Annotated in this window: 21 protein-coding genes; 2 read left to right on the top strand and 19 right to left on the bottom strand. The window is 57.5% G+C overall.

The genetic code is table 11. From position 1 onward, the window contains the following. A partial coding sequence (locus tag BG52_RS03675) for a methyl-accepting chemotaxis protein (RefSeq protein ID WP_036666844.1) occupies nucleotides 1–1,482 on the bottom strand: 1,482 nt, incomplete at its 3' end. Between the two features lie 447 nt (nucleotides 1,483–1,929). Between BG52_RS03675 and BG52_RS15915 the strand changes: the two genes are divergently transcribed. Then, complete coding sequence (locus BG52_RS15915) at nucleotides 1,930–2,073, top strand: hypothetical protein (RefSeq protein WP_190287452.1); 144 nt, start codon at nucleotides 1,930–1,932, stop codon at nucleotides 2,071–2,073. Between the two features lie 228 nt (nucleotides 2,074–2,301). On the opposite strand, the gene BG52_RS03670 is transcribed toward BG52_RS15915, so the two are convergent. The 13 genes from BG52_RS03670 to cymR all read right to left on the bottom strand — a co-directional run bounded on the left by BG52_RS03670 (nucleotide 2,302) and on the right by cymR (nucleotide 13,763). Then, nucleotides 2,302–3,558 carry a peptidase U32 family protein gene (locus tag BG52_RS03670; RefSeq protein ID WP_036581727.1) on the bottom strand — a complete coding sequence of 419 codons (1,257 nt, stop codon included), beginning with the start codon at nucleotides 3,556–3,558 and terminating at the stop codon, nucleotides 2,302–2,304. Nucleotides 3,559–3,600: 42 nt separating this feature from the next. Beyond that, nucleotides 3,601–4,515 (bottom strand): peptidase U32 family protein, encoded by a 915-nt coding sequence (locus BG52_RS03665; protein ID WP_051587765.1) that lies wholly within the window; start codon nucleotides 4,513–4,515, stop codon nucleotides 3,601–3,603. 31 nt (nucleotides 4,516–4,546) lie between these two features. Further along, nucleotides 4,547–5,686: an endolytic transglycosylase MltG gene (mltG, locus tag BG52_RS03660; RefSeq protein WP_081793548.1), complete on the bottom strand. Its 1,140-nt coding sequence runs from the start codon at nucleotides 5,684–5,686 to the stop codon at nucleotides 4,547–4,549. Nucleotides 5,687–5,772: 86 nt separating this feature from the next. Next, a complete protein-coding gene (locus tag BG52_RS03655; RefSeq protein WP_036581735.1) occupies nucleotides 5,773–6,081 on the bottom strand; it encodes a DUF1292 domain-containing protein in 309 nt (102 codons plus the stop codon). 35 nt (nucleotides 6,082–6,116) lie between these two features. Continuing rightward, nucleotides 6,117–6,419, bottom strand: coding sequence for a DUF1292 domain-containing protein (locus BG52_RS03650; protein WP_036581737.1), 303 nt, complete (start codon nucleotides 6,417–6,419; stop codon nucleotides 6,117–6,119). 8 nt (nucleotides 6,420–6,427) lie between these two features. Next, nucleotides 6,428–6,844: a Holliday junction resolvase RuvX gene (gene ruvX, locus BG52_RS03645; RefSeq protein ID WP_036581739.1), complete on the bottom strand. Its 417-nt coding sequence runs from the start codon at nucleotides 6,842–6,844 to the stop codon at nucleotides 6,428–6,430. A 34-nt stretch (nucleotides 6,845–6,878) separates the two neighbouring features. Continuing rightward, nucleotides 6,879–7,142, bottom strand: a complete 264-nt coding sequence (locus tag BG52_RS03640) for an IreB family regulatory phosphoprotein (RefSeq protein WP_036581742.1) — start codon at nucleotides 7,140–7,142, stop codon at nucleotides 6,879–6,881. Nucleotides 7,143–7,187: 45 nt separating this feature from the next. Next, nucleotides 7,188–9,824 (bottom strand): alanine--tRNA ligase, encoded by a 2,637-nt coding sequence (gene alaS / locus BG52_RS03635; RefSeq protein ID WP_036666843.1) that lies wholly within the window; start codon nucleotides 9,822–9,824, stop codon nucleotides 7,188–7,190. 358 nt (nucleotides 9,825–10,182) lie between these two features. Then, nucleotides 10,183–11,253 carry an AI-2E family transporter gene (locus BG52_RS03630; RefSeq protein WP_036581747.1) on the bottom strand — a complete coding sequence of 357 codons (1,071 nt, stop codon included), beginning with the start codon at nucleotides 11,251–11,253 and terminating at the stop codon, nucleotides 10,183–10,185. A 160-nt stretch (nucleotides 11,254–11,413) separates the two neighbouring features. After that, entirely contained in the window at nucleotides 11,414–11,614 is a 201-nt protein-coding gene (locus BG52_RS03625; protein WP_036581750.1) for a hypothetical protein, read from the bottom strand. A 13-nt stretch (nucleotides 11,615–11,627) separates the two neighbouring features. Continuing rightward, nucleotides 11,628–12,164 (bottom strand): PRC-barrel domain-containing protein, encoded by a 537-nt coding sequence (locus BG52_RS03620; RefSeq protein WP_036581752.1) that lies wholly within the window; start codon nucleotides 12,162–12,164, stop codon nucleotides 11,628–11,630. A gap of 13 nt (nucleotides 12,165–12,177) precedes the next feature. Continuing rightward, nucleotides 12,178–13,332: a cysteine desulfurase family protein gene (locus BG52_RS03615; RefSeq protein WP_036581754.1), complete on the bottom strand. Its 1,155-nt coding sequence runs from the start codon at nucleotides 13,330–13,332 to the stop codon at nucleotides 12,178–12,180. 11 nt (nucleotides 13,333–13,343) lie between these two features. Next, nucleotides 13,344–13,763: a cysteine metabolism transcriptional regulator CymR gene (cymR, locus tag BG52_RS03610; protein WP_036581757.1), complete on the bottom strand. Its 420-nt coding sequence runs from the start codon at nucleotides 13,761–13,763 to the stop codon at nucleotides 13,344–13,346. Nucleotides 13,764–14,071: 308 nt separating this feature from the next. Here cymR and mnmA point away from each other — a divergent pair, with 308 nt between their 5' ends. Beyond that, nucleotides 14,072–15,211, top strand: coding sequence for a tRNA 2-thiouridine(34) synthase MnmA (mnmA, locus tag BG52_RS03605; RefSeq protein WP_036581763.1), 1,140 nt, complete (start codon nucleotides 14,072–14,074; stop codon nucleotides 15,209–15,211). Between the two features lie 79 nt (nucleotides 15,212–15,290). Here mnmA and BG52_RS03600 read toward each other — a convergent pair whose 3' ends face one another. The 5 genes from BG52_RS03600 to BG52_RS03580 all read right to left on the bottom strand — a co-directional run. After that, nucleotides 15,291–16,646 carry a hemolysin family protein gene (locus BG52_RS03600; RefSeq protein WP_223298908.1) on the bottom strand — a complete coding sequence of 452 codons (1,356 nt, stop codon included), beginning with the start codon at nucleotides 16,644–16,646 and terminating at the stop codon, nucleotides 15,291–15,293. Nucleotides 16,647–16,898: 252 nt separating this feature from the next. Continuing rightward, nucleotides 16,899–18,215 carry a replication-associated recombination protein A gene (locus tag BG52_RS03595; protein WP_036581766.1) on the bottom strand — a complete coding sequence of 439 codons (1,317 nt, stop codon included), beginning with the start codon at nucleotides 18,213–18,215 and terminating at the stop codon, nucleotides 16,899–16,901. A 51-nt stretch (nucleotides 18,216–18,266) separates the two neighbouring features. Continuing rightward, on the bottom strand, nucleotides 18,267–19,022 hold the full coding sequence (locus BG52_RS03590; RefSeq protein ID WP_036581769.1) for a tRNA threonylcarbamoyladenosine dehydratase: 756 nt from the start codon (nucleotides 19,020–19,022) through the stop codon (nucleotides 18,267–18,269). Between the two features lie 43 nt (nucleotides 19,023–19,065). Beyond that, nucleotides 19,066–20,868, bottom strand: a complete 1,803-nt coding sequence (aspS, locus tag BG52_RS03585) for an aspartate--tRNA ligase (protein WP_036666841.1) — start codon at nucleotides 20,866–20,868, stop codon at nucleotides 19,066–19,068. 31 nt (nucleotides 20,869–20,899) lie between these two features. Beyond that, a partial coding sequence (locus BG52_RS03580; protein WP_036666839.1) for a His/Gly/Thr/Pro-type tRNA ligase C-terminal domain-containing protein occupies nucleotides 20,900–21,343 on the bottom strand: 444 nt, incomplete at its 5' end.

Here is a 21,343-nt window from a genome sequence, read left to right as displayed (position 1 = left end):
CTCGACCTCGGAGGCAGAATAGGCCATCTGTCCGCCGGCTTCGTTTACATTCGTCATCCGGGCACCCATGTTTTCCGTAAGGTCGCTGCCCTTTTCGGCTTCCACCGCCAAGCTCGTTGCGCCGTTTGCGATTTCCTCCGTGGCGACGGCGATTTCCTTAGCCGACACGGCCGTCTTTTTGGAGGCATCGGACAGGTCGGCCGCCGTATGCAGCACCTCTTGCGCCGAGCGGTTCGTTTGGTCCACCAGCGAGGTGATCTGCTCCATCATTTGATTAAAGCTTTGGGCCAATTGTCCGATTTCATCATGCTTTCTGATGGAGGAACGAACGGACAGATTGCCTTTCTCTCCCTCGTTCATCAAATTGCGCAGCTGTCCGAGCGGCACGGCGATCATACGAATGACGACATAGCCGATGCCGATTGCCAGCAGTCCTGCGAAAATGGCTGTGATCCAGGTCAGGTTCCGAATTTCTTTAGCGTCCTCTACCAGCGTATCGACCGGTATCATCCCCATTAAGCGCCAATCCAACTGGTCGAATTGCTGATAGACGCCCAACGATTGCTTCTCTTTATGATTTGTCGTAAACGAGCCCGACGGTTTATTAACCGGAAGCATGTCCATCTTACGGCCTATCTCAGACTGCTCCATCGCATAGAGGGTGTCACCGTTCGGATTCACGATATATAGGTCGCTGTTTTTGCCCAGCGAAATGTTGCCCACTTGCTCGCTCAGAACACGATAATCGAACTCCAGCACCAGCAGATACAAGGGATCCCCGGTATTGATCGACTTGATTAGCCGGGTCAGGCCGAACGTAGGCTTTGCTTGCTTTCCGTTCAAACCCGTAAGCTGTGTCGGAATCCAATACGGGCGCTCCTTGGATTCAATCGCCTTTTTATACCAGTCCGTTTCCTTGACTTCGCCGGCATTCAGCTGGCTGTTCCCGGATGTTATAGGCTGCAGATAATCGGCCAACGGCAGCATGGCACCGCCGTATATCGTGCGGCTGTTGCTAAGCAGGAAGGATTGGAATAATCTATCTATTTCTTCTAGACTCTTGAATTGCTCGTAATCGTCCAAGCCACCGCGCGACAGATCCAGCGCTAAAGACTGCAAATTGTTGTCGACCAATATCTGCATCGTCAAAGCCTCATAATTGGCAAACATTAAATCAAGCTTACTCGCCGCTTGCGTAATCGTTTCCTGGCTCGCCTGGGATACCTTTTTCTTTATAATGTCTTTCGACACAGAATAGGAGTACAGGCCGATGGAAAGCACGCAGACCAGAATGCTGCTGAATATGATCAAGAACAGCTTGAGACCGACCGAACGGGTAACGTTCGTTCTGCCCACTGCATTGCCGACGCCCTTCAGCCCCCCCGAGGAAGTTTGAAGCGCCCTTTTCACACCGCTCCATAATGTTCGCGTTTTCATTTGCGATCCGTCTTTGCCGTGTCTCAACTTGTCCGTCCATTTCATGTCATTACACCGCCTGGTTCATTGTTAGGTAAAAGCAGACTGCGGGGCGAGTCGGGAACTGTGTCCCTATCGCCGATGGTGAAATAAATTGATCACGAAACTATTCGACATATTTCTTCCAAATCCTTCATGATTCCGCTTGATGACTGTAACGATTTTCCTATCGGCCTTTTTATATATCGGTAATTTCCCGGTTTTGCATTAGGGAATAGCAGCATTAATTTACACCCCAACCTACAGATAACGCCCATGCTGGGCGTACCGCAAAGAAAGGGCCCCCCTCTCGGGCAATGTCATTAAGATAAGGCGCAAGGCCAAAAATCAAGAAAAAGAGCAGGTTATCGAAGAGATAGCCCGCTCTTTTTTTGTGCAAAAAATAGAAATAGAACTTGACAAGCAGTTGGAAGTGTGTGGCGAAGCCCCTTGAAAAACAAGGAGGTTACGTCAATGAATGAGTACGCGAATTCGCTAAAAGAAACGCTGACATCTCTCATACGAGAAATGTCAGCCGCACCAGCACCTTATGTCAAATACCCTGAAAAAGATTTTACCCGAAAGAAAAAGCTGCCCTTTGAAACGGTTAGCTGTTAGCTTCGTCTACAGAGTAGCATAATTCGTGACCATTTTTTTAGCGGATATTCCATCCGTTTGTTTGCTGTACCCTTTTTTCCTTGCTTGCACAAAAAAACAAACGGCACAGGGCTTTTTCCCATGCCGTTTCGGATTTCATTTTTAATTCCAGTTTAGTCTTTCAGGTTAACTTAATGACATTGCCCGCTCGGGAAGCCCTTTCTGTCCATTGCTGCCGGCCAATCGCCATTATTTAACGGTTCGCTTACGCATCATATCCATCGGCTTCACCGACTGCCCGGTCCGCATGCGGATCAGCTGCAGTGGATGCCGTGCCGCATCCAGCGCCAGGCCCGCTTCGTCCGTCAGGTCTCCCACGGTTTGCTTAAAAAACGTACCGTTCGGGCCAACGAATTCGACCTCCTGTCCGGGCTTGAAATGGTTGCGCTGTTGAATCGTCGCCACACCGGTCGACTCGTCATAGGCCATCACCACTCCGGCGAAATCATAAGGCGCGGCTTTGTCCTCCGGTTCGTAAATATGATCCTCCGCACCAGGCGTGTCGAAGAAAAAACCGGTGTTAAGCGGACGGTTTGCCGCCTTGTTAATCTCCTCCAGCCACTGCGGTTTCAACTCATACCCCTCCGGATCGGCGAAATAAGCATCGATGGCCTGCCGGTAAACGCCCACGACTGTCGCGACATAATGGAGGCTCTTCATGCGGCCTTCGATTTTAAAGCTGTCGACGCCGACCTCAATCAGGCCGGGCAGATGCTCGATCATGCACAAATCCTTGGAGCCCATCGTGAATTTGTCATCCTCCGGCGCATAGGCGGGAGCGCCCTCATCCACGAACAGATCGTATTTCCAGCGGCAAGACTGGCAGCAGCCGCCGCGGTTCGAGTCGCGGTCCGTGAAATGGTTGGACAATACGCATCTTCCCGAGAACGACGAGCACATTGCCCCGTGCACGAACGCTTCGATCTCGATATCGACATGCAACTTGATCTCGGCAATTTCCTCCAGGCTCGTCTCGCGGGCCAGCACGACGCGCGGCAAACCTTCGTCCTTCCAGAACTTGACCGCCTGCCAGTTGAGCGTCGACTGCTGGGTGCTCAAGTGGACCTCAAGCCCGGGCGCCACGCGCTGGGCCGTCTCGATAACCGCGGGATCCGCCGCGATGATTGCGGCGATGCCAGCTTCCTCAAGCGACCGCAAATAATCCTCCAGCCCTTCAATGTCTTCATTGTGGGCGTATATATTGGTAGCGACGAACACCTTCGCGCCATACCGGTTCGCGAATTCGACGCCTTCCTTCATTTCCTCGAAACTGAAATTGTCCGCGTTCGAACGGAGACCGTATTTCTGCCCTCCGATATATACCGCATCCGCGCCGTAATGAACGGCGAACTTCAGCTTTTCCAAGCTTCCCGCCGGTGCCAGCAGCTCCGGCTTTGCAAGCCTGTGCCGCTTTCCTTGCAGCTTCGGCTTCGTTAAAGTGGCCATGAGGCTTCACCTCCTCTTCGTATCCATAAGTTTAACACAGGTTCAATACACTTGCTCTTTGTAAAAAAATCCGAACGACAACTCACGGTGCGGATCCTGAAGCTCGCGAATCGGGTCCAACCATTCGTCGCGGAAGCGGTAGCCCTCCGGATCGGCGTAATAGGCATCCATAACGGCGCGGTACGCGCGAACGACTGCCTCGTTATAAGCGGTCGGCTTCAGCAGGCCCTCGATCTTGACGGAATCGATGCCCGGCTCAAGCAGCTCATGCAAGCTCTCCAGCATGCAAATATCGTCCGAGCTCATCATATGCGTCCCGTTCGCATCCTCATAGATCGGGAAGCGCTCATCCGGCCGCTCGACCTCGATCAAATACAGCCCGCTCTCCATGCCGCGACCGTCCGCATGCTCCTTCAGTTCCGCTTCCTTGCCGGAACGCTGCTGATGCTCCGCATAGCTGTGGATAAGGCTCCGCTTGGAATGATAAATATTTGTCATGCCGTGCACCTGAACCTGCACCTCAAGCCCCGTATTCGCTTTGAAATCGATGACCTGCTCCATATTCAGCTCGCGGGCCAGCACGACACGCATCGCGCCTCTGCGCCCCCAGTAATTGGCGGTCGCATAGTTCGTGGAGGTCATCTCGGCATTCCAATGCAGTCCGATGGTGAGCCCCTCGCTTCTTGCAACGGCCAGAACAGCTGGATCGCCGAAGATGACGGCGTCGACGCCGGCCTCGTCGAGCGCGCGAAGATAGGCCGGCAGTTGGGGCAGCAGGGCGTTGTCGATCAGATTGTTCACGGCCGCATAGATCCGCACGCCGCGAGGCTTCGCGAACGCCACGGCCTCCCGGATCATGCCGAGATCGAACTCGCCGGCCATCCGCACCGCATAGCGGGATTCCCCGACGGCGAAAGCATCGGCTCCCGCTTCGGCCAGCCGCCGCAGTTCCTCCATCGAGGCCGCCGTAGTAAGCAGCTCCGTCCGCTTAGTTGCCGCCACCCGTATTACCTCCTCTTTCCGCAGTTTGTTTGCTTTTCGTGATATTATTCAAATGCTCCCGGTAGGTCCGCGCGAACAGATGCGTCTGAGTCCCGTCCTTCTTCGTGACGTAATACAAATACTCGGATGGCTCAGGATACAGCGCCGCACGAATGGAGCTTAGGCTCGGGCTGGCAATCGGGCCGGGCGGCAAGCCGGGAATTTGATACGTATTGTAGGGGCTCTCCACCTTCAGATCTTTCTCGTAAAGCCGTTCCTTGGGCTTGTCCAGCGCATATTGAACGGTGGCATCGATCTGCAGCGGCATTTTCTCCTTGAGGCGATTGTATATCACGCCGGCCACCAAAGGCCGCTCCTCGTCGACGACGACCTCGCGCTCAACGAGCGATGCGATCGTCATCATCTCATGAAACGTCAGGCCCAGCTTCTCCAGACGCCCTTCCCATCCCTCCGGCAGCTGCGACAGCTTGTTGTCCAGCTCGTCCAGCATCCGGGTCAGAATGTCCTTTTCCGTGCTATTCTTGTCCATCTCGTACGTCTCTGGAAATAAATAGCCTTCCATGCGATGCCGAATATCCGCGTCCTTCGGAATGCCGCCCATTGCGCCCTGCCACGGAAAGGCCTTCGGATTGTCGGCAAGCTTCAGAAACTCGGCTTCGTCGATCAGCGATTCGGCCTTCAGCTTGTCGGCGATCTGCTTCACCGTGAATCCTTCGGGAATCGTGAAGCGGATCGTCTCGGCTTTGACCGTATCGCCCGCGTTCAACTTCGCAATGATCGCGTCATGGGTCATCCCCGGCGTCAGCTCGTACTGGCCGGCCTGAAAACCCGATCCTTCCTTGCGGTAACGCAAATAATATTTAAAAAAGAAAGCATTGCGAATAACGCCTTTCTCCTTCAGCAGATCCGCCACCTTGAACGGCGACGAGCCACGCGCAACCTCGACGGTAACCTTCTCCCCCTCCGGAGCGGGACGAAGCCCGTTCCACACGAAGAGGGCGACGACGCCCGCCGCCGCAAGGAACAGCGCCAGCAGCGTAAGGAGCACCCGTAATGCAACTCGGCTATTTGAACCTGGCGGCCCTCCGCTTAATGCTTGTCCGTCGGCCTGCAAACGATCCGGCATGATCCTATACCACTCCCAACGTCTGAACAACCTTAAGGGACGGGAAAACCCGCCCCTTAAGCCGTATTCTATAATCGCTCGGCTGCTTACCGGTCACCGCCGCTCTCGAAGAGCAGCTCATCATAGCCTTCCGCAGCCGTTTCCCATTCATCCTCATCCTCAATGGACTCCAGCTCAAGCCTGCCGTCATCCTGCTCCAGCACGCGGAAGAACGCCACTTCGTCTTCCTTCCGCATGGCGGCACTCTGTAGCGCCGCGTAGACGGAATCGTTCAACCGATATTCCGCCAGAATGCGGAATAATTCCGTCTCGCCGTCATCCGACAGAAGCTCCACATCGATGCCGTAAGCTTCACGCAGCCTGCCCAGCGTCCGGGGTATCCCTCGACCTTCCATATGGACCACTCCTTACCCGCCGCCGATGGCCGTCTTCAGTCGCTGTTCTCCATCTCGCCCAGAAGTGTATTGAACGTCTCTTCCACCATGTTCCATTCTTCTTCGTCGTCAATGGTGTAGAGCTTCAAATCGTCGCCTTCTTCCTCATAGCGAAAAGCGTATACCTCGTCGGTTTCCTCGTCGTCGCCGTCGGTATTCAGAGGAACGACCATCATGTACTTCTGGTCGGAACCGTCGACCTCGAATTTCATGATGACCTCGAACTCTTCCTCGTTCCCGTCCTCGTCCGGAATATAAATAATTTCCGGTTCTTCAAACTGCATGTCGTCCTTTGTCATCGTTACCCTCACCTTTTCGTTTTAGAGTCGAGATAATTTTGCAAAATGAGCGTCGCCGCCATTTTGTCCACCACTTGCTTCCTCTTCTTACGGCTGATGTCCGCTTCGAGCAGCGTGCGCTCTGCGGATACGGTGGTCAGCCGTTCATCCCACAGGTGAACAGGTAAGTTTAGTTTCTCGCGCAAATTTTGCGCAAATGCGATGCAAATTTCTCCACGCGGTCCGATCGTTCCGTTCATATTCTTCGGAAGACCGACGACAACTTCCCCGACCTCGTGCTCGCGAACCAGAGCCGCGATGATATCCAACTCGCCTCCGTCTCGCCTTGTCTCGACAACGCCGACGCCTTGAGCCGTCCATCCGAACGGGTCGCTTACGGCAACGCCGATCCGGCGGTCGCCGTAATCCAATCCCATCAGTCGCATTGGCCGGCCGCCCTCATTTCCTAACAGTTTGCTCTTACGTTCTGTGCTGACTCAGATAGGAACGAACAAGCTCCTCGATCAATTCGTCCCGCTCCTTCTTGCGGATCAGGCTTCTCGCGTTGTTGTGACGCGGGATGTACGCCGGATCACCCGACAGCAGATAGCCGACGATCTGGTTGATCGGATTATATTCCTTATCCACCAGCGCGTCATACACCGTCAGCAAAATGTCTTGGGATGACGTCTCCATTTCGTCCGCCTTGACATCGAACTTCATCGTCTTGTCCATGGAACTCATCACCAGCACCTACCTTTCGGGGTCAAGCAAAAATTCATACTTCCATCATATCACATTTGCTTGTGAAAGAACCAGTTCCTCCACCAATTGCAGCGCTTCTTCGAGCTTCGACGGATCTTTGCCGCCGGCCTGCGCCATATCCGGACGCCCGCCGCCGCCGCCGCCGCACACCGCAGCCGCTTCCTTGATCAATTTCCCGGCATGAATGCCCTTTTCCACGAGATCCGACGAGACGCTGACGACGAGATTGACCTTGTCTCCGTCCACCGCGCCGAGCGCGATGACCGCGCTGTCCAGCTTGCCCTTCAGCTCGTCGGCGATACCGCGCAGCGCCTCCATGCCGCCTCCGGCGGCCACAGCCGACGCCAGCACCGTGACGCCGCCCTCGGTCTTCGCCTTCGACTCGAGCGAGCCGGCTTCGATCCGTCCCAGCTTCGCCTGAAGCGATTCATTCTCGCGGGACAGCTCCTTCACCTGCGCGAACAAAGCGTCAATCCGCTTCGGCACGTCCGCGACGTTGGACTTCAAGGCGCCGGCCGCCTGCTTCAGCAGTTCCAGCTGTCCGTCCATATACGCATAGGCGTGGCGGCCGGTCAGCGCTTCGATCCGGCGGACGCCGGAGCCGATGCCGCTCTCGCCGATCAGCTTGAACAAGCCGATCTGCGCGGTGCTCTCGACGTGGCAGCCTCCGCAGAGCTCCAGGCTGTAGTCGCCGACCTGCACGACGCGCACCGTATCGCCGTACTTCTCGCCGAACAGCGCCATCGCACCCATCATTTTCGCTTCCGAGAGGGCTTTCCACTCGATTTTCAGCGGCGTCCCGAGCCAGATCTGCTCGTTGACCCGCCGTTCGACCTCGGCCAGCTCATCGGCCGTAATGCCGCCGAAATGCGAGAAGTCGAAACGAAGGCGCTCGGGCTCCACAAGCGATCCCGCCTGGTTGACATGGCTGCCCAGCACTTCCTTCAGCGCTTTGTGCAGCAGATGGGTTGCCGTATGATTTTTAATAATATCCTCGCGCTTCGTGCGGGACACAGCCGCTTCCACCGTCTCGCCCACGCGCAGCGTGCCGGAGACGACGGTGAGCAGGTGCACATGCTGGCCGTGCGGCGCCTTGGACACATCCGTCACTTCGGCGCGGACGTTTTTGCCCGTCAGTGTGCCGTGGTCGCTGACCTGTCCGCCGCTTTCGGCATAGAACGGCGTACGGTCGAGGATAACGAGACATTCGCTGCCCTCCCCGGCCAGGTCGACCAGTTCGTCATTCAGGAAAATCGCCGCTACCTTCGCCTGCACGGTCAACTCCGTGTACCCAACGAACTCGCTGGCTGCCGTATATTCGCCAAGCGGTCCGCCCTGCGTCTTCATGCTTCCGCCGTCCTGACGCGCCGCCCGCGCACGCTCCCGCTGCGCTTCCATGGCCGCGTCGAACCCGGCGCGGTCGACCGCCAGCCCGTTCTCCGCCGCATAATCCTCGGTCAGATCGAACGGGAATCCGTACGTGTCGTACAGCTTGAACGCGTCTTCTCCGCCGATCTCCGTGCGGCCTTCCGCACGGGCGCCTTCAACAAGCGTCGCCAGGATGGCAAGCCCGTCCGACAGCGTTTCATGGAAACGCTCCTCCTCCGTGCGAATAACCCGCTCGATGAACTCGCGCTTCTCCACGACTTCGGGGTAGTGCACGGCCATCACATCGCCGACCACCGAGGTCAGTCCGTACAGGAACGGCCGGCCCACGCCGAGCTTCTTCCCGTAGCGGACGGCGCGGCGGAGCAGGCGCCGGATGACGTAGCCCCTTCCCTCGTTCGACGGCAGCACGCCGTCGCCGACGGAGAACGCGACCGTGCGGATATGGTCGGCGATCACTTTGAGCGCGACATCCGTCTCGTCGTTGTCGCGATAGCGCACGCCGGCAATCTCGCACGTCCGGTCGATGATCGGAACGAACAGATCGGTGTCGAAGTTCGAATCAACATCCTGCAAAATCGAGGCAAACCGCTCGAGTCCCGCGCCGGTATCGATATTTTTGTTCGGCAGCGGCGTATAGCTGCCGTCCTTATTATGATTATATTGCGAGAACACAAGGTTCCATACTTCGAGGAAACGCTCATTTTCCCCGCCGGGCCAGCATTCGGGATCCGACAGGTCGCCGTATTTGTCGCCGCGGTCATAAAAAATTTCCGTGCAAGGTCCGCATGGACCCTCGCCGATGTCCCAGAAGTTCTCCTCCAGCCTATAGATCCGCTCGGCAGGCAGCCCGATTTTATTGTGCCAGTATTCGAACGCCTCCTCGTCCTCCGGATGAATCGTCACCGACAGGCGATTCGGATCGAAACCGATCCACTCCGGGGCCGTCAGAAACTCCCACGCCCAGGTGATGGCCTCCTCCTTGAAATAGTCGCCGATCGAGAAGTTGCCGAGCATCTCAAAAAACGTGTGGTGCCGGCGCGTTTTGCCAACGTTCTCAATATCGTTCGTACGTATGCATTTCTGCGAGTTGGCGATGCGCGGATTGTCCGGCTTGACGCGCCCGTCGAAATAAGCCTTGAGCGGCGCCATGCCGGCGTTGATCCACAGCAGGGACGGATCGTTGTGCGGCACAAGCGAAGCACTCGGCTCGATGTTGTGGCCTTTGCTCTCGAAAAACGCCAGCCATTTGGAACGGATTTCACTTGCTTTCATAACGTCGATTCCTCCAGTATACTGAAAAAATGAAAAAAACGCCCATGCATAATTGCAGGGACGAATCGAATTCGCGGTACCACCCTGGTTACCGGTGCCTGATCGGTCCGGTCGCCTCGATGGACGATAACGGGTCCACCCGGCGGAGATCATCCACACTCGGAAACCAGCATTCGGCCGTTCCGGCGCCATGGAATTCTTCCAGCCACCCCGGCTGAGCCGATCCGTGCGTGACGGTCTGCGTCAATCGGGGGGAATTCCTTCTCTGTCGGCGGGCTGCGGCTTACTCCTGTTTCCTCAACGCTTTCCTGCTATCGGGCATTCTTCCTTCAAAGTATATCGGCAACGTCCCACCCTGTCAAATCGTCTTCCGCCTAATCCAGTAAGCGAACAAATGCTGCAAAACGACCTTCACTGCGGCGAAAATCGGCACCGCCAGAATCATCCCGACCAGCCCGGCCAATTGCCCGCCGACGAGCAGCACGAAAATAATCGTCAACGGATGCATGTGCAGCGTGCGTCCCACCACCTGCGGCGAAATAATGTTGCCTTCGATGATTTGGCAGGCCATATTGACGGCCGCGACGAGCAGCATCATTTTCACCGATACGGTGGATGCCACGATCAGCGCCGGCGCCGCGCCGATAAACGGACCAAGATAGGGGATGACATTCGTGATACCCACGATTCCGGCCAGCAGCAGGGGATACGGCAGCCCGATCGCCCAATAGCCGAGATACGCCAGCAGCCCGACCAGCACGCACACAATAAACTGCCCGCGGATATAATTGCCGAGCGCCTCGTCGATGTCCTTGAATAGGCGAACGGTGCTTTGCCGGTGCGCCCTGGGCACGTATGCGATGACTGCGCGCTCGAAGGCATCGAAATCTTTAAGGATATAAAACGCCAGAAAAGGAATGATGAACGCGACGAACACGACGTTCAGCATGGCCCCGATGTTGTTGACGAAGGCGAATGCCGCGTCATACAGCTTTTTTTCCGCTTCGTATAACGAGTGCGTCAGCCCTTTGCGGATGCTCTGCGGCAGAAAGGAGTTGTTGTTCAGATCGTCCATCAGGCTCTGCGCGCGCATCGTCAACTCCGGCGCATGCGCGTTGAGCTCCGCCATCTGAAGCACGAACATCGGTATGATGTTCATCAGCACGACCGTGACCGCCGCGGCGAACAACGCGTATATAAGCAGCACGGCAACCGACCGGGGCACCCTGCGGGCCGCCAACATCGTGACGATCGGGTTTAATACGTAGGAGATGATCATGGCGATCAGAAACGGAGCGAGCACCGTCTTCAGAAAATCGTATACGTTCGAGATGACCGGCTTCAACTGCAGCAGCAGAAAAAGCGCAAGCAGCGCAAGTATCGAATAGACCAGGCCGGTGAACAGCCGGCTGTTCGTCCATTTCTCCATAACGGCGTCCACCCCTTCATCCGTTCGGCCGCTTGACGCAACCGCAGCTTGTTCCAGTACATTATATGTACCGGGTGGACAAAGTAAACCGGACCGCCAAAATCCATACAGAAAAGACAGCCGTCACCGCCGGCTGTCTTCTCTTTTAAACGTTTGTGAGTCAGTTCGCGTGCATCTGTGCGATCGGCTGCTCCTCGAAGAATAGATCGTCCAATGAGCTAAGCGTGCCGTCTTCCTCTACTTGGAAGACCGACATTTTGTCCCCGTTGACGGTCAGTTCAATGAAACAGCCCCAGCAGTAAAATTGGTGCGAGCCGATTTTTCCGATATCTTTCGAGTTGCAGTTGGGGCATCTCATCATGATCCATTTCTCCCTATCTTTCCGTTTCCGTGACGATTTTCTCCAGGTCTTCTTCACAGCGGGCCGGGACGACAATCGCGTCATCGCCAAGCGTCACTTGAACGGGCTCGCCGGGGGCTCTGAGCCACTTGCGCCCTTCCAACAGATCCGAGACAAAACCATCCGTTAATTCAAAACCTAGTATTGGTGTACCCGAATTTTCCTGAAAATAAACATCCGACACGCGGCCGAGCTGGCGGCCTTCTTCCGTTACGACGGGCAAATCCTTCATGCGGACCAGTCCCGTGTGGAAAGCGCGTCCGACCTCTGCCGACTTGAGCCGGCATACCGCTTCCTTGCCGCTGATCAGGACGACGTCCTTGCCGCAGGCCTGTACATGCTCCCAACGAACGGCCTCGTAGAAGGTGGACAGCCACCATCTCCGAGCCTTCAGGACGATGCCGGACGGCGACCAATGCTCATCGAACCACACATCAAGCACCTTGCCGGCCGACCGGCCGGTGCGGGCGTCGATGACGGGGAGACCGATCATGCTCTGCAGCTTATACATGCCGGAAAGCCTCCTAGGAATTATTACGAATTCGTTCCGCAACGGTTGCAACTTTTTGCGCCGCCGCTGCGATTTCCTCCGCAGTATTCCCCAATCCGAAGCTGAATCTTACCGCCGACGCCAGACGGTCCTCGGAAAGCCCCATCGCTTGCAGCACATGGGACCTCTCCAGGGCGCCCGACGTACACGCGGAGCCGCTTGCGGCCGCTATCCCTTCCAGGTCAAGCCTCATCAATAGCGTTTCCGTATCGGCGCCGATCAAGCTGATGTTCGAGATATGCGGAAGCCGGTTCGCGGGGTCGCCGTTGACCACGGCCCGCTGCGGGCCGAGCAGCTCGATCAGCTGCGATTCGAATCCGTCGCGGAGCGAGCGGACCGCAGCCGTTCGGCTCCCGCCGTCGGCGGTTGCGAGCTCGATCGCCTTGGCGAAGCCGGTTATCCCGGCCACGTTCTCCGTGCCCGCCCGGCGCTTGCGCTCCTGGGAGCCGCCGTGCAAATACGGCTCAAACGGCGTGCCTGACGCCACATAAAGCCCGCCGACCCCCTGCGGGCCGTTGATTTTATGGGCGGAGAAGCTCATGAGATCGACCGGAAGCCGCGAAAGCTTCATCGGCAGGAAACCTAGCGCCTGCACCGCATCGACGTGGTAAAGAACGCCGCAGCGGCGCGCCAGCTCGCCGATCGCTTCGACCGGCTGAAGCGTCCCGACCTCGTTGTTGCCCCACATGATGCTGATGAGCGCCGTTTCCGGCGTCAGCGCCGCTTCAACCGTGGAAAGCTCAATGGCTCCGGTCTCGTCAACCGGCAGCACCGTTACGGAGCATCCCTCCCTCTCCAATGCGGCTGCCGTATGCAGAACTGCGTGATGCTCCACGGCGGAGATGACGATATGGCGCTTGCCCCGCTTGGCCAGCGCGCGGACGGAACCGATCATCGCACTGTTGTCGCTTTCGGTTCCGCCCGACGTGAACATAAACTCCGCCGGCTTGCAGCCTAGCCGGTCCGCGATGCCGTCGCGAGCGGCACTTAGGCGCTCCTTGGCCGCACGGCCGTATGCGTGTACACTTGAAGCGTTGCCCGGTCCGCCCTGCATGACCGCCAACATGGCTTCGGCTACCAGCGGATGAAGCGGCGTGGTAGCGGCATGATCCAGATATATACGTGTCATAAGCTTTTCCCTCAGATGTAGAACATATAGCTGTCTACTTCGCGTTCATCTTTATAGGAGATCAAGTCGGCCAAAGTCGTTGAATCAAGCACGCCGGCGATGCTATCCCGGATACGCAGCCATAAATCCCGCTTCGCCGGGTCGTCCTCTTCGGTGAAATCGACCGGCGAGATCGGACCCTCCAATATGCGGATGATATCGCCGGATGTAATGGATGCCGGTTCCTTCGAGAGAATGTACCCGCCGTATGCGCCCCGGACGCTTTTGACGAGCCCCCCATTCCTGAGCGGTGCGACAAGCTGCTCCAAATAGTGCTCCGAAAGCTGGTTCCGTTCGGCGATGCTTTTCAGCGACAACGGACCTTCCCCGTATTGGGCGGCGAGCTCCATCATAATCGTCAAGCCGTAACGGCCCTTGGTCGAAATTTTCATCTTGGCACCTCTCTGTAAGCCGTGTCCTTAAATCATTGTATTCCCATAATACATCTATGTTAACATATCACTCGCCATTATGGACAAAAAGGTTTGACATGTTGATGAAAAAACTTCTGCGGAATTCCGCCAACCCGTCCGTTCGGCCGCCGGCCGGCAACCAAGCCGCTGAAGTCCGCGAGCCGCTTGCCGGTTACCGGCGCCCTTTTCGTGAAAAAGCGGACGGTTCGTGTTACAATAAACGAGATACGCATTTCGGTGATTGTCGAAGGAGCGTATGACTGAAGCTTAAACGGGTGGTGGTAAGTATGAGCGGATCGAACAGTTCGGTCCGGGTGGTCGTCGGCATGTCCGGCGGCGTGGACTCCTCGGTGACGGCGCTGCTGCTCAAGCAGCAAGGCTATGACGTCATCGGCATCTTCATGAAAAATTGGGACGATACCGACGAATTCGGCCATTGCACGGCCGAGGAGGACGCGGAAGACGTACGCCGCGTCTGCGCGCAAATCGGCATCCCTTATTATACGGTCAATTTCGAGCGGCAGTATTTCGATAAAGTGTTCACCTATTTTCTCGATGAATACAAGCGCGGAAGGACGCCGAATCCGGACGTCATGTGCAACCGCGAGATCAAATTCGGGGATTTCCTCAAAAAAGCGACGGATCTGGGCGCCGACTTCCTGGCGACCGGCCATTACGCGCGCGTCGAGCGCACCGGCAGCGGCACGCGCCTGCTGCGGGGCGTCGACGCCAACAAGGACCAGACGTACTTCCTGCACGCGCTTCGCCAGGATCAGCTCGCCAAAGCGATGTTCCCGATTGGCGATCTGCCGAAGTCCGAAGTGCGGCGCATCGCGGCGGAAGCCGGGCTTGCCACCGCGAAGAAAAAGGACAGCACCGGCGTTTGCTTTATCGGGGAACGCAACTTCAAGGAGTTTCTGAGCCAGTATTTGCCGGCGCAGCCGGGCAGCATGATCGATGTCCGGACCGGCGAAGTGAAAGGACGCCACGACGGCCTGATGTATTATACGCTGGGGCAGCGTCAGGGGCTCGGCATCGGCGGCTCGGGTACGGGGGAGCCGTGGTTCGTCGCGGATAAGGATTTGGCGCGCAATGAGCTGCTGGTTGTGCAGGGCGAGGCTCATCCCGTCATGTATTCCGAAGGCCTGACCGCCGCCGGTGTCAATTGGATTGCTCCGGCCGTTCCGGATGGCCCGATTCGCTGCACGGCCAAGTTCCGCTACCGCCAGCCGGACCAGGCGGTCACTGTCACGCTGCTTGACGGAGGAACGACGGCCGACGTCGTGTTCGACACTCCGCAAAAAGCCGTTACGCCGGGGCAAGCGGTCGTATTCTACGATGGCGACGTCTGTATGGGCGGCGGTACGATTGAAGCCGTCCGCAAGGTCGACCCGGCGGTGTTCGCTGCAGGAGCGGTCCAGGGTTAAGCTCACACACAGCCGCATAAGAACACACAAATCCCGCAGCACGATCGAATCGTGCTGCGGGATTTTCATTATGCCGCGCTTATCCGGTTTCTTCCTGAATCAGCGGGTCCTCGTCCTCCCGCAGCGCCTGACGCACGCGAACCGTAATGCGGGAAATGCGTAAATTGTCGGTCTCTTCGATGACGAATTCATGCGTGTCCTTGTAATAAAAGCCTTGACCGCGTTTAGGCGGTATTTCGATCTGGGAGTATACATACCCGCCGATCGTGTCATAGTCGTCGGTGTCGATTGCCAAACCGAAAAAGCTGTTCACTTCCTCAATCAGCATCAGTCCGTTGATCGAGAAGGTGTGTTCGTCCTTGCGCTCGATATCCGCGCGCTCCTCGTCGAATTCATCCTGGATCTCGCCGACGATCTCCTCCATGATATCCTCCAGCGTCACCATGCCGCTTGTGCCGCCGTACTCGTCGATGAGAACGGCGATTTGCGTCTTTCTCTTCTGCAGCAGCTTCAGCAGCATACTGATCTGCATCGATTCCGGCACCGTCGTAATCGGACGGGTGATCTGGCGGATATTGCTCAGTCCCTGGGGACTGATCTTCAATAAGTCCTTGATATGAACGAATCCGATAATGTTGTCCTTATCGTTGTCGCAGACCGCGTAACGTGTATGCATCTCGTTCAGGGCGATCTTGCGATTCTCCTCGAACGAAAGATTCGTATACAGGCAATTCATTTCCGTGCGGGGGATCATGATTTCACGGGCCGTGGTGTCCGCAAAATCGAAGATGTTGTCCACCAGCGTCAGCTCGGTGTTGTCGATCAACCCGCTTTTATGGCTTTCCTTCATCAAAATTCGGATCTCTTCCTCCGTATGGGCGGATTCGTTCCCGGAAGCCGGTGCGACGCCGAACAGCTTCAGCAGCCGATTGGCCGAGCCGTTAAAAAACCAGATGAACGGATACATGATTTTGTAGAATGCGATAAGAGGTGCGGCGGTCAGCATCGCAATACGCTCCGACTTGCGGATCGCTACCGTCTTCGGCGCCAACTCCCCTATTACGAAGTGCAGAAACGCAACAAGGAAAAAGGCGACCACAAATGCGATGGCGTACGCAACGGCTTCGTTTCCGACACCCGATCCCGTCAGCCCCGGCTCAATCATACTCGCAAACGCGGGGGCGCCGAGCCATCCGAGACCTAGCGAAGCGAGAGTGATGCCGAGCCGGCAAGCAGACATATAGGCTTCCAGGTTGCTGGTCAGATGCTCGGCTAACCTGGCCCGCTTGTGGCCCTCCAATAGCAACGCACTGATGCGGCCTCCGCGAACCTGAACCATCGCGAATTCCGCGGCTACGAAAAAGCCGTTCGCCAACACCAACAACAAAATCAAGACCAAATTCAACAATATGGGTAACGGGTCACTGTCGTTCAACGATTCCCTGTCTCCGTGAACCGCCGGGCGGTTGGTACGGCGACAAGTGCACCTCCTTTAGGTTATGAATAAATTCAATTATAAATAATGTTTATAATCTTATCTTAAGCTTAGTCGATAGCGCCCCGGCACGTAAACCTCCGTTTTCGGGCTATATTGATCTTTATTCGGCAAGGGTTGACCTTTATGAACCTTTTACTGCTTTACTCAAACCTTTTTACCCGAATCGCTCGCCGTTAATGCATCTTCGGGTCACATTTTGCGCTTGCGCCGTCTGCCGGCCTGATTGGTCCTGATTTTCTCTTCCATCCCCTGCCCCGACGCCTCGTAAAAATGCCGCCCGTCCAGCTTATCCGGCAAATACTGCTGGTCTACGAAATGGCCCGGATAATCATGCGGATACTTGTATCCCTCGTGCCCGAGCTTGGCCGCGCCGCTGTAATGCGCGTCGCGCAAATGAAGCGGCACCTCCATCGTTCCGCTCGCTGCGATCGCATCCATTATGCGGCCGATCGCCCCGGTGGCGGCGTTCGATTTCGGGCTTTCCACCGCGAACAGAATCGCCTGGGCGATATTGTATTTCGCTTCCGGCCAGCCGATCTTGTGGTAAGCGTCCATCGCGGTTACCGCCTGCACCATCGCCTGCGGGTTGGCCAGGCCGATATCCTCGCTGCATGCCACGATAAGCCGGCGAAGGAAGGTCATCGGGTCCATGCCGAGCTTCTCCACCGCGTACAGGAACCAGAACAACGCCGCATCGCTCGAGCCGCGCACGCTTTTATGGAAGGCGGACAGCACGTCGTATTGCGTGGATGCGTCGGCGCGCACAGTCGGCTTGCGAACCGACTCCTCCGCGACGGCAAGCGTTATCCGCACGGAGCCGTCGGGCTGCGACGGCGTCGTTACGGCGGCAAGCTCGAGCGCGTTAAGTGCCCTGCGGATATCGCCGTTCGCCATGTTCGCAATATGGAGAAGCGCATCTTCATCGGCGTGCAGATCCATAAAGCCGAGCCCCCGTGCCTTGTCATGCAGCGCGCGGCGCATCGCCTCGAGCGAATGCTCGCCGGTCAGCGGCTCCAATTGAAACAGCGTCGACCGCGACAATAGCGCTCCGTTGACATGATGAAACGGATTTTCGGTCGTCGCCCCGATGAAAATGATGATGCCCTGCTCCACCGCAGGCAGCAGGGCATCCTGGCGCGAAGTATTGAAACGATGCACCTCGTCAAGAAACAAAATCGTCTTGCGGCCATATAAGGCTTTTGCCAATTTGGCCTGCTCGATGACCTCCCTGACATCCTTTACCGATGCGTCAACCGCGTTCAAACGCACGAAATCGCCCTCGGTTTTTTTCGATATGATATGCGCAAGCGTTGTTTTGCCGCAACCGGGCGGTCCGTACAAGAGAATCGACGACACCCGGTCTCCTTCGATTGCCCTCCGCAAAAGCTTGCCGGGACCTACGATGTGCTCTTGTCCGAAATAGTCGTCAAGCGTCTCGGGACGCATCCTGTCGGCGAGCAGCCGCGCCTGCGGCTCTTCCGCTTCGCGATAGCTGAATAAGTCCATCCGATTGTTCACTCTCCCGAAAATGAAGCAGCTTTGTTACCGACGCCTCGTTCACGCCTGGACATCTCCGCCGGCGAGCAGGTCGCGCACGACCACGCTTACCATGATGAGTCCCGCAACCGGAGGAACGAACGCGTTGCTCGCCGGCGGCTGCTGCGCTTTGCGGATTTCAGGCGCGGTTTCCGGCACGATGCGCTGCGTTACGTCTTCCCGCGGCTTCATCGGCGTCTCCGTGGAGAACACGACCTTGACACCTCTGCGGATGCCGTCCTTGCGCAGCTTCGTCCGGACGACACGGGCAAGCGGATCGGTGTGCGTCTTGGAAATGTCGGCAACGACAAACTTCGTCGGGTCCATCTTGTTGGCGGCGCCCATGCTGGAGATGACCGGAATGTTCCGTTCCAGGCACTGCTTGATCAGATGAATTTTGTAGCTGATCGTATCCGAGGCGTCGAGGACGTAATCGAGCTCGTATTCGAACAGCTGCTCGTACGTCTCCTCCGTATAGAACATGCGCAGGGACACGACGTCGCACGCCGGATTGATCAGCTTGATCCGGTCGCGCATGAGATCCGCCTTCGGCTGGCCGACCGTCGTCGTCAGCGCGATCACCTGACGGTTCACGTTCGTAATGTCCACTACGTCCTTGTCGATCAGCACGATGCGTCCGATGCCCGTACGCGCCAGCGCTTCAGCCGCGATTGAGCCGACGCCGCCGACGCCGAGCACGGCCACCGTGCTCCGCCTCATCACATCCAGCCCCTCCGGGCCGATCGCAAGCTCTGTGCGTGAAAATTGATGCAGCATATTCATCCGCTCCTTCCGGTTCAAGGTTGTTCGCGGGAAATCGTTATGCCTGCGCTCCGCTCGGCGCAGCCGGCTTCGATGCCGGCTTCGGCACGGTGCGGATATGAAGCTGCTCGAGCTGCGACGGCTCGACCGGCGATGGGGCGTCGGTGAGCAGGTCGGTAGCGTTCGCCGTCTTAGGGAAGGCGATCGTCTCGCGCAGGTTCGTCCGTCCGGTCAGCAGCATGACGAGCCGGTCGAAGCCGAAGGCGATGCCGCCGTGCGGCGGCGTCCCGAATTCGAACGCATCGAGCAGGAAGCCGAATTTCTCACGCGCTTCTTCCGGCGAGAAGCCGAGTGCCTGGAACATTTTCTCCTGCACCTCACGCTGGTAGATCCGCATCGATCCGCCGCCTACCTCGTAGCCGTTCAGTACGAGATCGTACGCCTGCGCGCGAATCGCGCCCGGATCGGTGTCAAACAGGGCCACGTCTGCCTCGTTCGGACGCGTAAACGGATGATGCTCCGCCACATAGCGCTTCGCTTCCTCGTCCCAGCCAAGCAGCGGGAAGTCGACGACCCAGGCGAATTTGAACGCCGATTCGTCGATCAGGCCGAGCTCCCGGCCGACCTTCAGGCGCAGATTGCCGAGCACGTCGGCGACGACCTTTTTCTTGTCGGCGGAGAACAGCAGCAGGTCGCCTTCCTCGGCGGCCAGCCGTTCCGTCAGCGCCGCAATCTCCTCCGGCTTGAAGAACTTGACGATCGGACCGCGCCATTCGCCTTCCTTCACGGTGACCCATGCCAGCCCTTTGCCGCCATAGCGGGACGCGAACGGCTGCAGGTCGTCCAGCTCCTTGCGGCTCCAGCTCGCGCAACCTTTGGCGTTGAGCGCCTTGACGACGCCGCCCGAGCCCGCTACCGTGGCGAACACCTTCACATCGCTGGTTGCGACGATGTCGGTGATATCCTCCATCTCCAGGCCGAAGCGCAGGTCCGGCTTGTCCGAGCCGTACTTGTTCATCGCGTCGGCATACGTGATGCGCTGGAACGGAGTCGGGATGTCCGCGCCGACCGTCTCGCTGAACAGGCGTTTGACGAGCGACTCCATCAGCTCGAGCAGCTGGTCCTGCGACAGGAACGACGTCTCGATGTCCACCTGGGTGAACTCCGGCTGACGGTCTGCGCGCAGGTCCTCGTCGCGGAAGCAGCGGGCGATTTGATAGTAGCGCTCCAGGCCGCCGACCATCAGCAGCTGCTTGAAAATTTGCGGCGATTGCGGCAGCGCAAAAAATTCCTCCGGATGCACACGGCTCGGCACGAGGTAATCGCGCGCGCCCTCCGGCGTGCTTTTCGTCAAAATCGGCGTTTCGACATCGATGAAGCCTTCGCCGTCCAGGAAGTCGCGGAACACCTTGGCGGCTTTGGAACGGAGCAACAGCGTGCGCTGCATCTCCGGACGGCGCAGGTCCAGGTACCGGTATTTCAGGCGAAGCGACTCGTCCACGTCAACCCCGTCTTCAATCGGGAACGGAGGTGTCTTGGCGGCGTTCATGATTTCAATTTCCTTTACGCGCACTTCGATCTCGCCGGTATCGAGGTTCTGATTCACCGTCTCGGCATCGCGCAGGACAACCTCGCCTTTCACGGCAAGCACATATTCGCTGCGGGCGCGGTCCGCCACTTGCAGCGCTTCCCCGGAGAAGTCGGGGTTGAACACGGTTTGTACGATTCCGGTGCGGTCGCGCAGATCGATAAACAGGACGCCGCCAAGATCGCGTCTCCGCTGCACCCAGCCGTTCAGTGTGACGGTCGTGCCGACATCGGCTTTCGTCAGTTTGCCGCATTGGTGTGTTTTCAACATCATAATTGTATTCCTTCCTTTCGTCTCTCGTTCCCTATGGTTGCGATGAGGCCAAAATTTCATCCGCAAGCCCGGTCAGTGAAACCTGCCGCTGCTCGCCGTTCGACATATCTTTAAGCGTAATTTCGCCCTTCGCGAGTTCGTCTTCGCCGAGAATCGCCGTGAACCGTACCCGGTACCGGTCGGCCGACTTCATCTGGGCTTTCATTTTCCGACCCAAATAATCCCGCTCGGCGGCTATGCCCCGATTGCGCAACTGCTGCAGCAACTTGACCGTCTCCCGCTCCGCCGCTTCGCCCAAGCCGACGAGATAAACGTCAACGCGGCTCAGGTCGCCCCAATCGGCTTGCTGATTCTCGAGCAGCATCACTGTGCGCTCCAGGCCAAGACCGAGACCGACGCCCGGCTGATCCGGTCCGCCGATGCTTTCCACAAGCCCATTGTAGCGGCCTCCGCCGCCGATCGTATCGATCTCGCC

This window comes from Paenibacillus darwinianus, assembly GCF_000598065.1.
Classification (GTDB): domain Bacteria; phylum Bacillota; class Bacilli; order Paenibacillales; family Paenibacillaceae; genus Paenibacillus_I; species Paenibacillus_I darwinianus.
This window is presented reverse-complemented; position numbering and strand designations above follow the sequence as displayed.